The 16,148-nt window shown below is 59.2% G+C and carries 13 protein-coding genes and 1 riboswitch; of the genes, 4 read left to right on the top strand and 9 right to left on the bottom strand.

What is annotated here, in order from left to right:
• Positions 1-606, top strand: a complete 606-nt coding sequence (locus J1C59_RS01145) for an alpha/beta hydrolase (RefSeq protein ID WP_140917403.1) — start codon at positions 1-3, stop codon at positions 604-606.
• On the opposite strand, the gene J1C59_RS01140 is transcribed toward J1C59_RS01145, so the two are convergent.
• Both J1C59_RS01140 and crcB read right to left on the bottom strand, forming a co-directional pair.
• Complete coding sequence (locus J1C59_RS01140; protein WP_128086898.1) at positions 603-1,418, bottom strand: sugar phosphate isomerase/epimerase family protein; 816 nt, start codon at positions 1,416-1,418, stop codon at positions 603-605. The genes J1C59_RS01145 and J1C59_RS01140 overlap by 4 nt on opposite strands.
• Positions 1,419-1,526: 108 nt before the next feature.
• Positions 1,527-1,904: a fluoride efflux transporter CrcB gene (gene crcB, locus J1C59_RS01135; protein WP_128086899.1), complete on the bottom strand. Its 378-nt coding sequence runs from the start codon at positions 1,902-1,904 to the stop codon at positions 1,527-1,529.
• An 87-nt stretch (positions 1,905-1,991) separates the two neighbouring features.
• Positions 1,992-2,067, bottom strand: a riboswitch (Fluoride riboswitch).
• Between the two features lie 106 nt (positions 2,068-2,173).
• Between crcB and J1C59_RS01130 the strand changes: the two genes are divergently transcribed.
• A complete protein-coding gene (locus J1C59_RS01130; RefSeq protein ID WP_128086900.1) occupies positions 2,174-3,097 on the top strand; it encodes a nucleoside hydrolase in 924 nt (307 codons plus the stop codon).
• Between the two features lie 6 nt (positions 3,098-3,103).
• Here the strand turns inward: J1C59_RS01130 and J1C59_RS01125 are convergent, their stop codons facing one another.
• Positions 3,104-4,132: a zinc-binding alcohol dehydrogenase family protein gene (locus tag J1C59_RS01125; protein WP_140917404.1), complete on the bottom strand. Its 1,029-nt coding sequence runs from the start codon at positions 4,130-4,132 to the stop codon at positions 3,104-3,106.
• Between the two features lie 137 nt (positions 4,133-4,269).
• Between J1C59_RS01125 and J1C59_RS01120 the strand changes: the two genes are divergently transcribed.
• Positions 4,270-5,172, top strand: coding sequence for a GntR family transcriptional regulator (locus J1C59_RS01120; RefSeq protein WP_128086807.1), 903 nt, complete (start codon positions 4,270-4,272; stop codon positions 5,170-5,172).
• A gap of 170 nt (positions 5,173-5,342) precedes the next feature.
• Positions 5,343-6,695: an MFS transporter gene (locus J1C59_RS01115; RefSeq protein ID WP_140917405.1), complete on the top strand. Its 1,353-nt coding sequence runs from the start codon at positions 5,343-5,345 to the stop codon at positions 6,693-6,695.
• Positions 6,696-6,716: 21 nt separating this feature from the next.
• Here J1C59_RS01115 and J1C59_RS01110 read toward each other — a convergent pair whose 3' ends face one another.
• The 6 genes from J1C59_RS01110 to cadC form a co-directional block, all read right to left on the bottom strand.
• Positions 6,717-8,108: a hypothetical protein gene (locus J1C59_RS01110; RefSeq protein ID WP_128086806.1), complete on the bottom strand. Its 1,392-nt coding sequence runs from the start codon at positions 8,106-8,108 to the stop codon at positions 6,717-6,719.
• Positions 8,101-9,012 carry an alpha/beta fold hydrolase gene (locus J1C59_RS01105; RefSeq protein ID WP_140917407.1) on the bottom strand — a complete coding sequence of 304 codons (912 nt, stop codon included), beginning with the start codon at positions 9,010-9,012 and terminating at the stop codon, positions 8,101-8,103. Before J1C59_RS01105 ends, J1C59_RS01110 begins: the two co-directional genes overlap by 8 nt.
• An 89-nt stretch (positions 9,013-9,101) precedes the next feature.
• Positions 9,102-10,562, bottom strand: coding sequence for an oligopeptide:H+ symporter (locus J1C59_RS01100; protein ID WP_128085228.1), 1,461 nt, complete (start codon positions 10,560-10,562; stop codon positions 9,102-9,104).
• Positions 10,563-10,621: 59 nt separating this feature from the next.
• Complete coding sequence (gene cadA, locus J1C59_RS01095) at positions 10,622-12,763, bottom strand: lysine decarboxylase CadA (protein WP_128085227.1); 2,142 nt, start codon at positions 12,761-12,763, stop codon at positions 10,622-10,624.
• 80 nt (positions 12,764-12,843) lie between these two features.
• Complete coding sequence (gene cadB / locus J1C59_RS01090) at positions 12,844-14,172, bottom strand: cadaverine/lysine antiporter (protein WP_128085226.1); 1,329 nt, start codon at positions 14,170-14,172, stop codon at positions 12,844-12,846.
• Between the two features lie 352 nt (positions 14,173-14,524).
• Positions 14,525-16,054 carry a lysine decarboxylation/transport transcriptional activator CadC gene (cadC, locus tag J1C59_RS01085; protein ID WP_128085225.1) on the bottom strand — a complete coding sequence of 510 codons (1,530 nt, stop codon included), beginning with the start codon at positions 16,052-16,054 and terminating at the stop codon, positions 14,525-14,527.
• Positions 16,055-16,148 lie beyond the last annotated feature (94 nt).

Genomic DNA, 16,148 nt, shown 5'->3' with positions numbered 1-16,148 from the left:
ATGGCAAAGGCACTGGTGATTTTTCTGCATGGCGTGGGCAGCAACGGCGACGATCTGGCGCCGATTGGCCGTCACTGGGCGACGCTGTTGCCGGATGTGGTGTTTGCCTCGCCCGATGCCCCGGAACCTTTTCCCGTCGGCCTGGGTTATCAGTGGTTCAGCCTGACGGACGTGACGCCGGCGAACCGGCCGGGCCGCGTACGAGCGGCACGGGCGGCGTTTGACGCGACGCTCAGCAGGGTGATGGCGCAGCACGGCTTTGCCGACCGCTGGCAGGATGTGGTGCTGGTGGGTTTCTCACAGGGGTCGATCATGGCGCTGGATGCGCTGGCCTCCGGCCGTTATCCGCTGGCGGGCGTGGTCGCCTTTTCCGGCCGTCTGGCGGTTGATGGCGAACTGACGCCGCAGGCTCATCTGCCTGCGCTGCTGATCCACGGTCAGGCCGATGAGGTGATCCCGTGGCAGGAGAGCGAATCTGCCGCCGCCCGGCTCCGGGCCGCCGCAGTGCCGGTTGAAGCACGTTTTGAACCCGCGACCGGCCACACCATCTCCGCGCAGGGCGCGATGCACGCCGCCGCGTTTATCGCGCAGTGCTTACAGGATTAGCCCCAGCAGCGGGTTAACGCCTGCCAGGCCCGGCTGGCGGCATCGCCGGGCGGCAGGCGTTTCAGCGCATCGTTAAAGACCTCAATGCCCACCGGCCCCTGATAGCCCGCGCTTTTCAGCTTATCCACGAAGCGTTCAACGTCGATAATCCCTTCACCAGGCAGCAGACGCTGGTGCTTCGCCATCGCCATCAGGCTCTGCTTATCCTGTGCGGGAACGGCGGCCATATCGCAGAGTTGCACTTCATAGATGCGATCGGCGGGAATACCATCGAGCTGTGATGCATCACCGCCCCGCGCGCAGATATGAAAGAGATCGACCACCAGCCCGATATTGGGCTGATCGAGCCGCTGCAGTCGCTGCCACGCCAGCGGCAGTGTGTTATCCACGCTGCACCAGGCCATGGGTTCATACATGATGCGCATGTTGTGACGCGCGGCTTCCGACGCCATCCAGCGCAGGTCGTCATCGATCTGATCGGCGCAGCAATCCTCGCGGGTCGTGGCCGGGGCCTGAATGGTGTCGCAGCCCAGCGCCTGAGCCATCTGAATAAACTGCCGCAGCTCTTCGCGCTTCTGCGCGCGCAGCTCACCCGGTGCGCCGCTGAAATCACGCAGCACCTGAAGATTGGTAAAGCCTGGCCCCTGGCGGGCGGCGATCTCCGCCAGCGCTGCCGCGCCACCGCTGTGCGCCTCAACATCTTCGCGCCAGATCTCCACCTGATCGAAACCGGCGTCACGCGCCGCCTGCAGTTTCTGACAGGGTTCACCGCTCAACAGCACCAGGTTAAGGAAGGTCGGTTGGGTTCGCATGGCTCTGATCCTTCGTCCGGAATAATCGGCGAGTTCAGGCTCCGCGCCCTCTGCGCGTCACCTGAATCCCTCTCGATCTCTGGCGCGTCGCGGCCCGCTGACCTGCGGTCAGCCCAGCAGCGTTACCAGCGCAAAACCGGCAAACGCCATCAGCAGCGAGCCAATCACATGCACCAGCGCACTGGCCATCGCCCAGAGATACTTCCCTGATTGTAGCAAGCCCATCAATTCTGCCGTGAAAGAGGAGAAGGTCGTCAGCCCGCCGCACAGTCCGGTGACGATTAGCAGTTTCCAGATCGGGTCGATGTCCGGATGACGGACAAACCAGGCCATCGCCCCGCCGATCACCAGACCGCCGATCAGATTCACCAGCAGGGTGCCGGGCGGCAGATTGGGAAACAGCGCATTGAAGCGCACCGAGAAGAACCAGCGCAGCACACAGCCGGCCGAGCCGCCGATCATCACAGCCAGTAAAGGTTTCAACATATTCTGCTCCTGATTGCAGATTCACGCCGGGCTGAGGGGAAAGGCAGAGATAAACAGCGCCTGACACCTCAGCTCCCGCGAAAGGATTGAGTGTCAGGCGTCATCAGCCGGTGTTAAGCCCACCGGCGGTTGGGAAAGGTGGCACGCCATCACCTTGAGCCGCTGATAATACGATGCCCGTCTGCGGCTGGCAAGCGTGCCTGAATCGCTTGACGGCGGCGCGGCTGACGGGGTAATGCTGATGCTTTACAGCCTGTTGCGGAGATCCAATGCGTACCCTGATTTTTGACACTGATATCGGCGTCGATGACGCCTTCGCGCTGGCCTATGCGGCGCGGACGCAGCATCTGCTGGGGATTACCACGGTATTCGGCAATGTGCCGGTGGGTCAGGCGGTAAAAAATGCCCGGCTGTTTTGCGGGAAAATGGCGATTGAGGCGGAAGTTTACCGCGGCTGTTCACGGCCGCTGGCGCTGGCACCCTCTGCCCCGGCCGCGCTGCACGGTCAGGACGGGCTGGGCGATGCCTTTGAAAATCGCTACAGCGATCAGGCACCGGGCGCGGTGCAGTTTATTATCGACAGCGTTCGGGCGCAGCCGCATCAGATCACGCTGGTGGCGATAGGGCCGCTGACCAATATCGCCACGGCCATTAATCAGGCGCCGGATATCATTCCGCTGGTGAAAGAGCTGGTGATCATGGGCGGCGCCTTTGGCACCGACGGCCACAGCGGCAACGTCACGCCCTTCAGCGAATTCAATATCTGGAAAGATCCGCACGCCGCCGACCAGGTGCTGGCCTCGGCGCTGAAGGTGGTGGTGATCCCGCTGGATGTCACGCATAAGGTGTTAATCAGCGGCGATGAGGTGCAGCGCCTGAATCAGCCGGTGCTGAGTGCGATCTGTCGCCCTTATCTGGCTTACAGCCTGGCAAAAGAGGGGTTCAGCGGCATGGCGCTGCACGATACCCTGGCGGTGGCGTGGCTGACGCTGCCCCAGGCCTTTACCCTCATAGAAAGCCCGCTGCGCGTCATCACCGAGGGGATCGCCTGCGGCCAGACGGTGCGCAAACGGAGTGCGCTCGCCTCCCGCCAGGATCCGTTTGCCGATCTGCCCGCCCAGCGTGTCGCGCTCGGCGTGGATGCAGACGCGGTGCGGGCGCACTTCTTTGAAACCCTGACCGCCCCGCCCTGAAGCCCGTTAGCGGTCGAAATGAATCACGGCTTTGATCAGTTCGCGGTTCGTGATCACCTGCGCTTCAAATGTCTGATCCAGCGTGGAGAAGGCCAGATGGTGATTGAGCATCATGTCGGCGCGTAACTGGCCGCTGGCCATCAGCGCGCATACCCGGTCAAAATCCTCGCGGGTGGCGTTGCGGCTGCCCATCAGCGTGGTCTCTTTCTTGTGGAACTCACTGTCCGGGATCACCAGATCGCCTTTGTGCAGGCCGACATAGACGACGGTGCCGCCGTGCCGCATCAGGTTAACCGCATTGTTCATCGCAGCCGGATTGCCGGTAGCGTCGATCACTTTTAGCGCCAGCCGGCCTCCAAACTGGTCGCGCAGCGCTGTGGTAAAGGTCGCCTCCGCGGGATCGAGTGCGGCCAGGCCAAGGCGATCGGCGACATGCTGGCGACGATATTCGCTGGTGTCGGCAACCACCACCCGGGCGCCGCTGGCGGCTGCAATCGCGGCAACGCCCAGCCCGATCGGCCCGGCACCGACCACCAGCACCTGCTCGTCCGCCGCCACCGCAGCACGCCGCACCGCATGGGCGCTGATGGCAAATGGCTCAATCAGCGCAGCCGCCTCCGGTGCCACCGCATCCACCACCAGTAATGTGCTGACCGGCACGCTCAGGTAGTCGCAGAAGCCGCCATCCTGATGCACGCCAATCACAGAAATCTGCTCACAGCAGTTGGTGCGGCCGCTCTGACAGGCATCACACTGCAGGCAGGAGATATAGGGCATCAGCGCCACCCGCTGGCCCGGCTGCACACCCTCTGCGCCCCTGCCCAGCGCCACCACCTCCGCACAGATTTCGTGGCCCAGCACGCGGGGATAGCTGAAAAAAGGCTGATTGCCGGACCAGGCATGAATATCCGTGCCGCAGATCCCGGCGGTCAGGATCTTAATCAGCGCCTCGCCTGCGGCGGGTGTCGGCAGGTCGCGGCTGGCCCATACCATTCTGCGGGGTTCTGCGATGAGCAGTGCTTTCATTGTTGTCATGGTGATTCTCCGGTTGTCCTGCAGGCAGTTAGGGCGAATCAGCCACGCCGCGCAGCGCTGGTCTGCGGGAAGTGTGAAGCACGACGATTTTTTTGGGCTTTGAATGGTTTTTAATGCATAAAAAACCGGAGAGTGCGATGAGCCGCAGCCAGAATTTGCGTCAGAACGTCATTAACCAGATGCTTGAGAGCATTGCCCGGCACCACATCCGTTCTCCCCTGCCACCACAGGCGGCGCTGGCCGAGATGTTCAATATCAGCCGCACGACGGTGCGCCATACCCTGCACTACCTGCATCAGCGCGGCGTACTCGACAAGGTGGATCAGACTTACGTGATCGTACGCGAACCGCGTGAAGATGATCGCTTCAGCGCCTTAACGCCGCCGATTGAGCAGCAGGCCAGCCACGTCGAGCAGATGTTTTTTAACCTGATTAACCAGCGGCAACTGGTGCCCGGCGACACCTTCAGCGAACTGCAGCTGGCGCAGCAGGTAAACGTCAGTCCGGTGGTCGTCCGCGAGTTTCTGCTGCGCTTTATGCGCTATGACCTGCTGGAACCGGTCCGGCGGGGTCAGTGGCGGATGAAAAAATTCACTCAGGATTACGCCGAGAAGCTGTTTGAACTGCGCGAGATGCTGGAAACCCACGCCCTGAGCCGCTTCCTGAATCTGCCCGTCGGGGATGAGCGCTGGGTGCAGGCGCGGGATCTGCTGGATCGTCATCGATCGATGCGCGACACCATCGCCAGCAACTACCGCCACTTTGCCGCGCTCGATCGGCAGATGCACTCGCTGATCCTGTCTGCCGCCAGCAACCCGTTTTTCAACCAGTCGCTGGAGATTATCTCGGTGATCTTTCACTCGCATTATCAGTGGGATGAGAGCGATCTGAAGCAGCGCAACATCGTGGCGCTGGAGGAGCATATGGCGATTCTCACCGCGCTGATTGGCCGTCAGGATATCGACGCGCTCTGTGCCTTACATAGCCATCTGGCGACCGCCAAGACCTCTATGGTGCGCTCCATCAGTCAGTACAATTAAAAACCGATTAAAAACCGCAAAGCATTAGCTCCCGCACGATTCAGAAACATCTTTGCAACATCTTTATCCCTTTGCTCTTAGTCTCGACTGCAACGTCACGGCGGCCTTTTGCCGCTGCGCGCAGACCCCTTCTCACCATAACGATAAGTACCCAGTTTCGGGAGAGTGCAATGGAAAAGACCTCAGTAACCGGCCGCGACCGCGCATCCGGTGCCATGACACCAGACCAGGATTTCGTGCCGATGCGCAGCGACGTGGTGCGTTCCCCGCGTATCCGCAGGGTGCAGATTACGGCGATGCTGCTGCTGCTGTTCGCGGCCATCATCAACTATCTGGATCGCAGCTCGCTGTCCGTGGCGAACATGACGATTCGCGATGAGATGGGGCTGAGCGCCACCGAAATCGGCGTGCTGCTCTCCGCCTTTTCGCTGGCTTACGGGCTGGCGCAGCTGCCGTGCGGCGCGCTGCTCGATCGCAAAGGGCCGCGCATTATGCTCGGCATCGGCATGTTTATCTGGTCGCTGTTTCAGGCGGCCTCCGGCCTGGTGCATAACTTCACCCAGTTCGTGCTGGTGCGCATCGGCCTCGGTATTGGTGAGGCGCCGATGAATCCGTGCGGCGTAAAAGTGATTAACGACTGGTTCAACATCAAAGATCGCGGCATGCCGATGGGGATGTTCAATGCGGCATCGATGATTGGGCTGTCGGTAGCCCCCCCGATTCTGGCAGCGATGATGCTGGTCATGGGCTGGCGGGGCATGTTTGTCACCATCGGTATCCTCGGCATGTTTCTCGCCATCGGCTGGTACATGATCTACCGCGACCGCGACAACAACACCCTGAGCGCCGAAGAGATCCACTATCTGCAGGCGGGCAGCGTGGCGTCACGAAAAGAGCCGATCAGCTTCAGAGAGTGGCGCGGCCTGTTTAAGCAGCGCACCATGTGGGGCATGATGATTGGCTTCAGCGGCATCAACTACACCGCGTGGCTCTATATCGCCTGGCTGCCGGGGTATCTGCAGTCCACCTATCACCTCGATCTGAAGAGCACCGGTCTGCTGGCGGCGATTCCGTTCCTGTTTGGCGCAGCGGGCATGCTGCTGAATGGCTATGTAGTGGACTCGCTGGTGCGTCGCGGCTTTAACGCGGTGAAAACCCGTAAAGTCTGCATCGTCAGCGGGATGCTGCTCTCCGCCGGATTTACCGCCGTGGTGACGCGCGCCACCGACACCACCAGCGCCGTGACGCTGATCGGGATGGCGCTGTTCTGCATCCACTTTGCCGGCACGTCGTGCTGGGGACTGATCCACGCCAACGTCACCGCCCGCATGACCGCTTCGGTCGGCAGCATCCAGAACTTCGCCAGCTTTATCTTCGCCTCGTTCGCTCCGGTGATCACCGGCTGGGTACTCGACACCACAAAATCCTTCAGCCTGGCGCTGATGATTTGTGCCTGCGTGACGCTGGTCGGCGCACTCGCCTATCTGCTGCTGGTGCGCCAGCCGATCACCGACGGCGACTAATCGCCGCTGACGGCGCGGCGGCTACGTCAGCGCCGTCAGGGTCACGCCATATTTCGCACCGTAACGCTTAATCCCCGCCACGACCTTCTCTGTACTGAGTGGCGGTGGCGGTGGCAACAGCGCAGCCCGTTCACGCAGGGCCGAGTCGAAGCGGGAGAAGGTCGCGAAATCACGCGGGAACCGTTCCTCATCCACCCCGATAAAGACGCCCTCATCGCGGGCATGGGCGAGCAGCGCCCGCCAGCGATCGATCTCCGCCAGCCCGATGCTCTCCGTGCCGTGAGAAAAGAGCATCATGTCAATGTTGCGGAACGGCGGCTGTTTTTCGAGAAAGCGTTGCAGCGCCGCAGCGGAGGGTTCGGTGCAGAACACCAGCCAGAACGGAATCGCCTGCTGCTGCTGGGTACACCACGGATCCATCAGCAGGAAACTGTCCACCGTCAGCCGGGTCGGTAAAATTCCTGCCGCCAGATACCAGTCGCGGTAAATCTCCGCCACCACATAACTCATCGCCTCCGGATCGTCGTAACGGATCTCCATCAGCGTCCAGTTCTGCGCCGCTGCCAGTTTTTTCAGCGGCGAGATGAGGTAGCCATCCAGCCCCCACTCCGCTTCCGGCACATGGTCGGTGATGGCAGGCGGCGTCCAGCGCTCCCGGTCAACGCCATAGCGCGCCAGGTATTCCGCCACTCTCGGCCCGCCCTGCAGATACTCTTTTTCGGTGGCGCCGCCCAGCGCCCCAAACTGGAAGAACGAGCGGTCACTGGTACGCGTCACCGGCCACTGACGGGTGCAGTGATTGATAAACAGCGTCGATCCGGCTGGCAGGCTGCCCATCAGAAACTCGTTGAAGGCCAGCGGCAGGTCGCGCAGTTTCAGCCGGAAATAGCGCATCTGGTCCAGCATCAGGCGATCCTGATTCGGGTCGTGCATATGGTGAACCGCCAGCCGTGGCCAGGCCGCCAGCAGTGCAGCGGCAATCTCTTTGCCCTGCTCAAAACTCGCCATCGCATCATCGGGATCGCTGCCGGTCGCCCGGACCGGACAGAGAAAGGTCTGCGGCAGCCAGGGGACGCCCATCGCCGATGCCAGATGCACCAGCGCCCCGTTCGACGAGCCAATAAAGGCCGCCGGATACGCCTGCTGCGGGTACTCACTCACCATCCACTCGGCGATTCCCTCCACATCCAGTTCGCCCGCCTGACGCAGGCTGATCCCCTCCGCCAGGCCGCCCAGCGCATAGCCCCACTCACGCAGCCCCGTGGGTAGCCGGTTCAGCGAGGGCAGCAGGCGGTCCAGCGTCGGTGACTGGCTGGGACTGGTAAAAGGACGATCGTGAAGCGCGTTGGCCAGCGCCAGCAGCATGGCGGCCGCAGAGTCGAAACGGGCGATGCCCTTGGGCGGTTTACTCATGCTGATTCTCCTGCTGAATTCGCGCCAGGAAGGGGCGGATAGCGTTGCAGAAACTCCACGGATAGACATAGTGCAGCGTGTGGGTGCCGTCGCGCAGCGTCAGACGCTCACTGCGCGGCATCAGCGCGGCGAGTTCATCCAGCCAGCGCGCCGGACAGATCGCATCGCGCGAGCCGCGCAGCAGCAGCGTAGGAGCGCTGATGTAGGTGAGGCGATGCTCAATGTGATCCCGCATCATGGCACGCATCGTGCCAAAGGCGCGCCACAGCCCCGCTTTGGCGTAATCGATTCGGGCCAGCGGCCCCGGCGGCCGGTGCGTTTCCAGCCGGCCATTACGCCAGCTGCGCCAGAGCTGACGCGGCAGGCTGCGGGCGTGACGATCGACGGTCGGCCCCTGCAGCACCAGCCCCGCCACCGCCTGCGGATGTTTCACCGCCAGCGCCGCCAGAATCTGGCAGCCAAACGAATTCCCGACCCAGATGGCGCGCTGAAAACCGTTGTGCTGCAGCCAGAGCCAGAGCGCGTCGGCCTGCTGATCCACCGACATCACCGGGGCCGAAGCGGGCAGCGCGCTGGCCCCGAAACCCGGCAGGTCCGGCACCAGTACGTGATAGTCGCGTCCCAGCGCCAGTGCCAGCGGCTCCATGGCGCGGCCCGACATCACCAGACCGTGAATCAGCACCACCGGCAGGCCCAGATCCTGATTGGGCGTAACGCGGGTAAACATGCGCCAGTCGCCCACCTGCTGGAAGTAACCGGCCAGTCCGGCGTGATGACTGCGCGGCGACACCGGCGGCGTCTGCTTCAGCGCCTGCCAGCGTTTCATGCCCCACAGCGTCGCCGCCACACCCAATCCCACACCTGCCACAATCGCTGCCTGTTTTCGTCGCTGCTTCTGGATCATCCGCTGCTCCTGATTTAGGGAGAATAATTCAGTGTAGGACGGGATCAGGCTGGAGTCGGGTTAATGGTGAGATGACGGGAAAAAACGCGCTAACGGCGTGCCGACAGCCGGTTCGCATAGCCGCTCAGCAGCGCGCTCACCATCATCACCGCGAGGATCACGCCAATCATTCCCAGGGTCCACTCGCCCATCTGCGTGAAAAAATGGTGGTAAGCCGCGACTTCCGGTCCGCTGATTTGTGCCGACGTCGTTTGTTGTGCCACGACGCCTGCCAGCCAGTTCGCCACAGCGCCCGTGGCCAGCATGTAGATCCCGATTAATACACCGGTGATGCCCGGTATCGCTATCCGCGTAATCTGCGCCATCGCGACCGGATCGATAAACAGTTCGGCACAGCCCATCAGGGCCAGACCGGCGACCATCAGGCCCATCGAAGCCTGCCCCTGGATCTGTCCCCGGCGCGCATTCACCGCCAGTAGCATAAAGCCGCTCCCCATCAGGGCGAGCCCAAAAACAAATTTCATCCAGACCTGCAGAACTGAACGGAGGCTGCCCTGCGGCAACGCCAGCCAGGTCAGCGCCACCCCGGCGGCCATCACCGCGAACGCATTAACGGACTGAAACAGCGCGGTGGGCACGTCAAAACGCAGGAGATGCCGATCAACAAAGTGGTCGATGAACAGGCTGATGGAGCTGCCGCCCTGCTGTGCCAGCACCCAGAACAGGGTTCCGGTTAGCATCAGCAGAATAATCTGCCACAGCATCCGGCGATGCTCCGGTGCGTTCATCATAATCCGCACCATCATCCGGGCCGCCAGCGCACACACCACGGCCAGCAGATAGCCGGACCAGTCGTTTTTCAGCACCAGCGTGAAGAACAGCGGCGCCAGGCACAACGTCACCAGCAACCAGCTCCAGGTGGGCAGAGCGAACCGCTTTTTCATCAGCGCAGGTTTATTTACTCCGCGCGCCTGGCGGAAATGACGCTGCCCGCGGAGAAAAATCAGCAGGCCGATAAACATGCCGATCCCGGCCAGTGCGAACCCGACATGCCAGCCATACGCCTGCGCCATCAGGCCGCAGGCAACAGGTGCGGCAATCGACCCGACATTGCCCGCAGCATAGAGCAGAGAAAAACCGCCGTCGCGGCGCGGATCATCCGCACCGTATAACTCACCGAGCAGCGCGCTGATATTGGATTTAAACAGGCCGTAGCCGCAGATAATGATCGCCAGGGCCAGATAGAGGCTCAGCGTCGAGTCAGACGCCATGCCGAGCACCACATGGCCCAGCGTCATTAACAGCGCACCGGCCATGACCGCAAAGCGGTTACCGAGCAGGCGGTCGGCCAGCCAGCCGCCGAGAACAGGGGTGACATAAACGAGAGAGGCATAAGCGCTGAAGAGACGGATGGCGTGACTGTCATCAAAGCCAAGCTGGTGTGTGAGATAGAGGATGAGCAGCGCGCGCATGCCATAAAAGCTGAAATATTCCCAGATTTGAATCGCCACGATGTAATAGATGGCGCGGGGTTGTGAGGGTGTTTTCATGTCATCTCCTTGCAGCGAAAATGAAAAAGAGGAAGTGGCAAACCACTTCCTCTCGGGGCTTATTTCACGTTTTTCAGCACCTTAACGGTGTAGCGCCCGTCAGCCTGACGATAGGCACCGTGAATGTCCGTTTCGAAGCCCGGATAGTGCGCGCCGATTTCACACAGCATCTGCAGGAACTCCAGAACCGGACGGCTCTCCTCGGTGATCATCTCGCCCGGCATCACCAGCGGAACACCCGGCGGATAGGGCAGGATCATATTGGCATTCACGCGACCCACCGACTCCTCCAGATAGACCTCTTCGGTTTCGCCGTGCAGCTCCTTCTGGAAGGCGGTGTAGGGCGTCATCACCATCGCAGGCAGCACTTCGAAAGCGCGGAACATCAGGTCTGGCAGGTTGTGTTTCTCCACCAGGTGATGAATGTTCTTCGCCAGATCCTGAATACGGATGTTTTCGTAGAATTCAGGATCTTCGCGATACAGCGAAGGCAGCAGGTTTTTCACACGCAGGTTCAGGTCGAACGCACGTTTGAAATCGGTCAGCGCACGCAGCAGGCTCAGCGCTTTGGTTTTATCGATACCGATGCTGAACAGGAACAGCAGGTTGTAGGGGCCGGTTTTCTCCACCACGATGCCGCGCTCATCCAGATATTTGGCGACGATGCTGGCAGGAATACCGAATTCATCCATCACGCCATCTTTTTTCATTCCCGGCGTGAGGATGGTGACCTTGATCGGGTCGAGGTACATGTGCTCGTTATCAATATTTTTGAAGCCGTGCCATGCGCTGTCTGAGCGCAGCGGCCAGCATTCAGGCGTATCGATATGCTCCGGCTGCCAGACATCAAAGAACCAGCCTTCTGACTCGGCTTTCAGACGTTTGATCTCTTTGCGGAACTTGATGGCGCGCTCAATCGAGCTGTTGATCAGACGTTTACCGGCATTCCCCTTCATCATCGCCGCGGCGGTTTCCGTGGAGGCCACGATGCCGTAGTGCGGCGAGGTGGTGGTGTGCATCATGTAAGCTTCGTTGAACGTCTCTTCATGAATGTCACCTTTCACATGGATCATCGAGGCCTGTGAGAACGCAGCCAGCAGTTTATGCGTGGACTGCGTTTCGTAGATGACCTTGCCCTCGACCCGTTCGCCGCTCATACCACATTTACCGGCATAGATCGGTGAGAAGTTGGTATAAGGCACCCATGCCGAGTCAAAGTGAATAGACTTCACATCCAGCGTTTTCTTGATGTAGTCGGTGTTATACAGCAGGCCATCGTAGGTGGAGTTGGTGATCACCGCATGCACCGGCCAGGTTGCATTCGGGGTCTGTTTGACGCGCTTAGCGATGGTCGCGTGCTGGAATTCACTCTGTGGAATACCGCCGAGAATGCCGTAAGCGTTGCGGGTCGGGCGGAAGTAGATCGGCGTAATGTCGCTCATCATCATCAGATGCGTCAGCGATTTATGGCAGTTACGGTCGATCAGCACGGTGCTGCCGGCAGGAGCGGAATACATGCCGACAATTTTGTTGGCGGTCGAGGTGCCGTTGGTCACCATGTAGCTGCGCTCGGCGTTAAATACGCGGGCGATATACTCTTCCGCTTCTTTGTGCGGGCCGCTGTGATCCAGCAGGGAACCCAGCTCCGACACCGAGATAGAGATGTCGGACTTCATGGTATTGGACCCGAAGAAATCATAGAAGATGCTGCCGACCGGGCTTTTCTGGAACGCGGTGCCGCCCATGTGACCTGGCGTACAGAAGGTGTATTTGCCTTCACGCACATATCTGAACAGCGCTTTAGTCAGCGGTGGCAGAATGGTGTCGATGTACTCATCGGTGTTCTGTCTGATTTTAGCGGCGATATCGTCTGCCGCGCCCAGCGCATATTCGAAGAACCGCACCTGCATACGCAGATCGTTCAGGCTCACATCCAGCGTGGAGTAGGTGTTTGCAAACGCATACAGCGGCATATATTCGTTGAGTTTGCTGATCTCTTCGCACAGCTCAAGATTGTATTTATCCCAGTCGAAGATCACGCCGCACAGGCGGGAGTTGTTTTCGATCAGTTTCAGCAGATCTTCACGGTCGTTGGGATAGACGATGCGGAAATCGAGGCGCTCAAGGGCGCGATGCAGTTCACGGATGGGCTCTTCTTTAAAATAGACACCCATGTGATTCATGATAGCAATAACGTTCATAGTCATTTCTCCAGGCGTAGAGAGCCCCTCCCGTCACGGTGTGACAGGTCAGAGAGGGGCTTCAGGAATAGGGTCAGGAATTAATGGGCGCTGACAGGGCGTTTATCGTTGAGGTGTTCCCGCTGATTCATTTTGCGTGCGTAGAACATCAGGATAATCAGGCTGACGATAAAGGTGCCGGACAGTTCGAAGGAGCTGGCCCCCATCAGGGCGATGAAGCAGAACGCACAGCCCAGGATGGAGCAAATCAGGCTCACGAGGTTACGGATGTTGACGCCCTCGAAGCGAATCAGGTCAACGCAGGAGTAGAAGTAAGGCAGCATGGTCAGCAGTACGGCGATACCGGTCAGCTCACCGAACAGGTCAGAGGCTTTACCGCCGCTGGAATTCATCACGGTGATGAGGATCATCAGGACGGTCATCTTCACGGCGGCCAGCAGCAGGCCTTTTTTCGGAATCCCATCAGCATCGGTTTCACCGTAAATTTTCGGGAAGTTACCGTCACTGGCGGCACGCTGCCCGGCCTGACCGACCAGCATCATCCACGAGCCGAGTGAGGTCAGGCAGGCGAAAGCGGTAAACGCAGAGACCATCGGCGCTGCCCAGCTGCCCAGGATGGTAGAGGCGCTGATCGCGAACGGTGCACCCGACGCGGCGACTTCAGAAGCGGGATACATACCGGAAATGACCTGTGTTGCCAGGATGTAGACGATACCCGCCAGGGCGGTGCCCAGCATGGTCGCCAGCGGTACGGTGCGTTTTGGATTTTTGACCATCCCGGCGCTGACCGCAGCGGATTCAACCCCGACAAACGCCCACAGGCAGAGCAGGATACTTTTGATAACGGCGTGATAGTCGGTGGTTTTGGAGGTGTTCCAGTTGGCGTGATAGGTATTGATATCGAACCAGTGCCAGCCGACTACCGCGGTCATCACCACCGGGATCAGGACCAGCACCAGACCAATAGTCGTCAGACGGCTGACCCAGGTGCCGCCAAGCAGATTCACAAAGGTGAAGATCCAGACAATAGCGATACAGGCGAGACCCGCCGGAACCGGATTATTCAGCACCGGGAAGAAGGTGGAGAGATAAGAGACGGCCGTGATGCCGATAGCCAGATTACCAATCCAGTTGGCATGATAATAAAGAACACCGGTCTGGAAACCGAAAGCCGGAGAGATTTCGCCGGCATACGCAATAGGACCACCCTGCTGTGGATTTTTCGTCGCCAGTCGCGCATAGACATACGCCAGCGACATGGCACCAATAATAGAGATGACCCACCCCCAGATTGCAATACCGCCGATCCCTGCGAGGTTAGCCGGTAATAAGGCAATACCGCTCCCCATCATATTTCCTGCAACCACACTGGTGCAGGCAATCAGCCCGATCTTTTTGGCAGAACTCATCTTTTTTTCTCCTGATAAATCATGTCGGGGCGCAGATCATGATATAAGGCGCGTCACTGATCCGACCCATTGCCAGAAAGGGTAAAGATCGGCGGCGGAGAAGTCCTAAAGATAAAGTGATAAAAACACAAACATCTGACAAATGACCTCATGAGCTTTTTGCTTACCCTGTCAGGATGGCAGATAAAGATAAAGAAAAGATAAATATCCATTCTTTACAGGCAGTTGAGCTATTTTATTGCTGTTATTTTCATGTAAATCAGGATGGCGGAAGTGGTGTATCTGAATAACACTCAGGATGCTATCCAGATACATTTAATTAACCCTGCGACGCCGGTTAAGCAGCGGAAGATTATTCCTGCGAAAGGAAGTTATCCAGATAGGGAACTACGCGGGAAACGGAGGTCTGAAATACGCTGTTTTCAATCCAGTAAAGGGTATTAGCGCCTGGCCGTAAATTAAAGGCGGTAATATAAGCATCGGCTGCCAGCCGGTTTTCCCCTTTCATTTCGTAGACTTTACCCAGCAGCACATAATTCATCCATGACATTTCCAGATCGATGGCGGAATTAATCGCGCTGAAAGCTTCGCTGACCTGGCCAAGACCTAACTTTTCAAGGGTTCTTACCTGGTAATAACCGGAGGTCTGCTTAATTTCCGGGATTTTACTGAGCGCGTCGAGCTGCTTATCAAACGCCGTCTGCGACTGGCTGTCCGGCTGCTGCTGAGTGCGGCGCAGCGCTTCCACAAGGGCTTTTTCTACCTGGGCGTAGGTGAAATCCGGCGCCTGCCTGATGATCTCATCGAGTCTGTTGCTGGCTTTACTCAGCGAGTCGGCATCACCGTTCATCAGCAGCTGATGAGCCTGATAGAACTGCGCCAGGGCGGGACTCTGCTCAGGCTGATATTGCCGTAACATCGCCTGCATGCGCGGCGGCCAGGGCTGGGCCAGCACCTGCGACAGGCTGTTCATCAAATCGATCTGGATGCTGACCTGATTATCATTCGTCACGAAGTAGCGCTTATCAAACATCGTGATGCCATCCGCGTTATCCACGAAGTGTACCGACATAAAGCACTGCTGCGTCCGGTAGTGGTGCTGGTTAACGAACTCAATGGTCAGAGTCTTTCCCGAACTGCCGGGTTCGTTGACGTTGTAGTTGGTTTTATCGTGGACTAAATAGGTCGAAAAGGTGTTCAGTGAGGTGGTAATCAGGCTGCCGAGACCCACGGCGTAGGCGCGCTGGGAAGTCCAGTTGCTGCACGAGTTACTCTCTACCAGCCGCACGTCGATATCGCGCGGGTTAAGCATAATCCGGGTTTTCATGACCGGCGGATGGGCATTCAGCGTTGAAAGCGCCACCAGTGCCACGCAGCTGCCCAGCGCCAGCAGGAAGACACTCCAGACCCAGAGCAGCGTGGTGCGTCGGCGTTTCGGCTCAGCCTCCGCCGGTGCGGTCACCGCCGGGGGAGCGGACAGCGCGCCCTCTGCCGGCACGCTGTGCGCGATGGGATGCAGCCGGGTAAGCGGCGGAGGCTGCACGCCATCGGCTTCTTCGGTACACCAGATAACTTCTGCCGTAAGTTTATAGCCGCGCTTCGGCACGGTAACGATATATTCCGGGCTGCTGGCATCGCCATCTTTCAGCGACTTACGCAACTCAGAAATACTCTGGGTCACCACATGATTGGTGACAATATTCCGCGTCCAGATATTTTCTATCATTTCGTCGCGGCTCAGGACCTCGTCGGGATGCTGAGCAAAATAGACCAGCAGATCGATCAGGCGGGGTTCTAAAGTCAGCTGGCGTCCGTGGCGGCTAATCTGGTTTACTGATGGCGTGACCAGCCACTCTCCGATGCGTACGACAGGTTGTTGCATAAAAACGAGGCCTGATAAATAAGCGACAAAACGGCGATAATAACACAATGACCCGGCGCCCTGAGAGGACTTCCGGCAGGGTCACGATGCGTAA

The sequence above is a fragment of the Pantoea deleyi genome (genome assembly GCF_022647325.1).
GTDB classification, from domain to species: Bacteria; Pseudomonadota; Gammaproteobacteria; order Enterobacterales; family Enterobacteriaceae; genus Pantoea; species Pantoea deleyi.
The sequence above is the reverse complement of the archived record's forward strand: the minus strand, read 5'-3'. Positions and strand labels throughout refer to the sequence as shown.

Coding starts and splice junctions, on each gene's coding strand:
- J1C59_RS01115 (WP_140917405.1), top strand. CDS start 5,343: ATGGAAAAGACCTCAGTAACCGGCCGCGACCGCGCATCCGGTGCCATG.
- crcB (WP_128086899.1), bottom strand. CDS start 1,904: ATGTTGAAACCTTTACTGGCTGTGATGATCGGCGGCTCGGCCGGCTGT.
- J1C59_RS01145 (WP_140917403.1), top strand. CDS start 1: ATGGCAAAGGCACTGGTGATTTTTCTGCATGGCGTGGGCAGCAACGGC.
- cadC (WP_128085225.1), bottom strand. CDS start 16,054: ATGCAACAACCTGTCGTACGCATCGGAGAGTGGCTGGTCACGCCATCA.
- J1C59_RS01140 (WP_128086898.1), bottom strand. CDS start 1,418: ATGCGAACCCAACCGACCTTCCTTAACCTGGTGCTGTTGAGCGGTGAA.
- J1C59_RS01130 (WP_128086900.1), top strand. CDS start 2,174: ATGCGTACCCTGATTTTTGACACTGATATCGGCGTCGATGACGCCTTC.
- J1C59_RS01125 (WP_140917404.1), bottom strand. CDS start 4,132: ATGACAACAATGAAAGCACTGCTCATCGCAGAACCCCGCAGAATGGTA.
- J1C59_RS01100 (WP_128085228.1), bottom strand. CDS start 10,562: ATGAAAACACCCTCACAACCCCGCGCCATCTATTACATCGTGGCGATT.
- J1C59_RS01110 (WP_128086806.1), bottom strand. CDS start 8,108: ATGAGTAAACCGCCCAAGGGCATCGCCCGTTTCGACTCTGCGGCCGCC.
- J1C59_RS01120 (WP_128086807.1), top strand. CDS start 4,270: ATGAGCCGCAGCCAGAATTTGCGTCAGAACGTCATTAACCAGATGCTT.
- cadA (WP_128085227.1), bottom strand. CDS start 12,763: ATGAACGTTATTGCTATCATGAATCACATGGGTGTCTATTTTAAAGAA.
- J1C59_RS01105 (WP_140917407.1), bottom strand. CDS start 9,012: ATGATCCAGAAGCAGCGACGAAAACAGGCAGCGATTGTGGCAGGTGTG.
- cadB (WP_128085226.1), bottom strand. CDS start 14,172: ATGAGTTCTGCCAAAAAGATCGGGCTGATTGCCTGCACCAGTGTGGTT.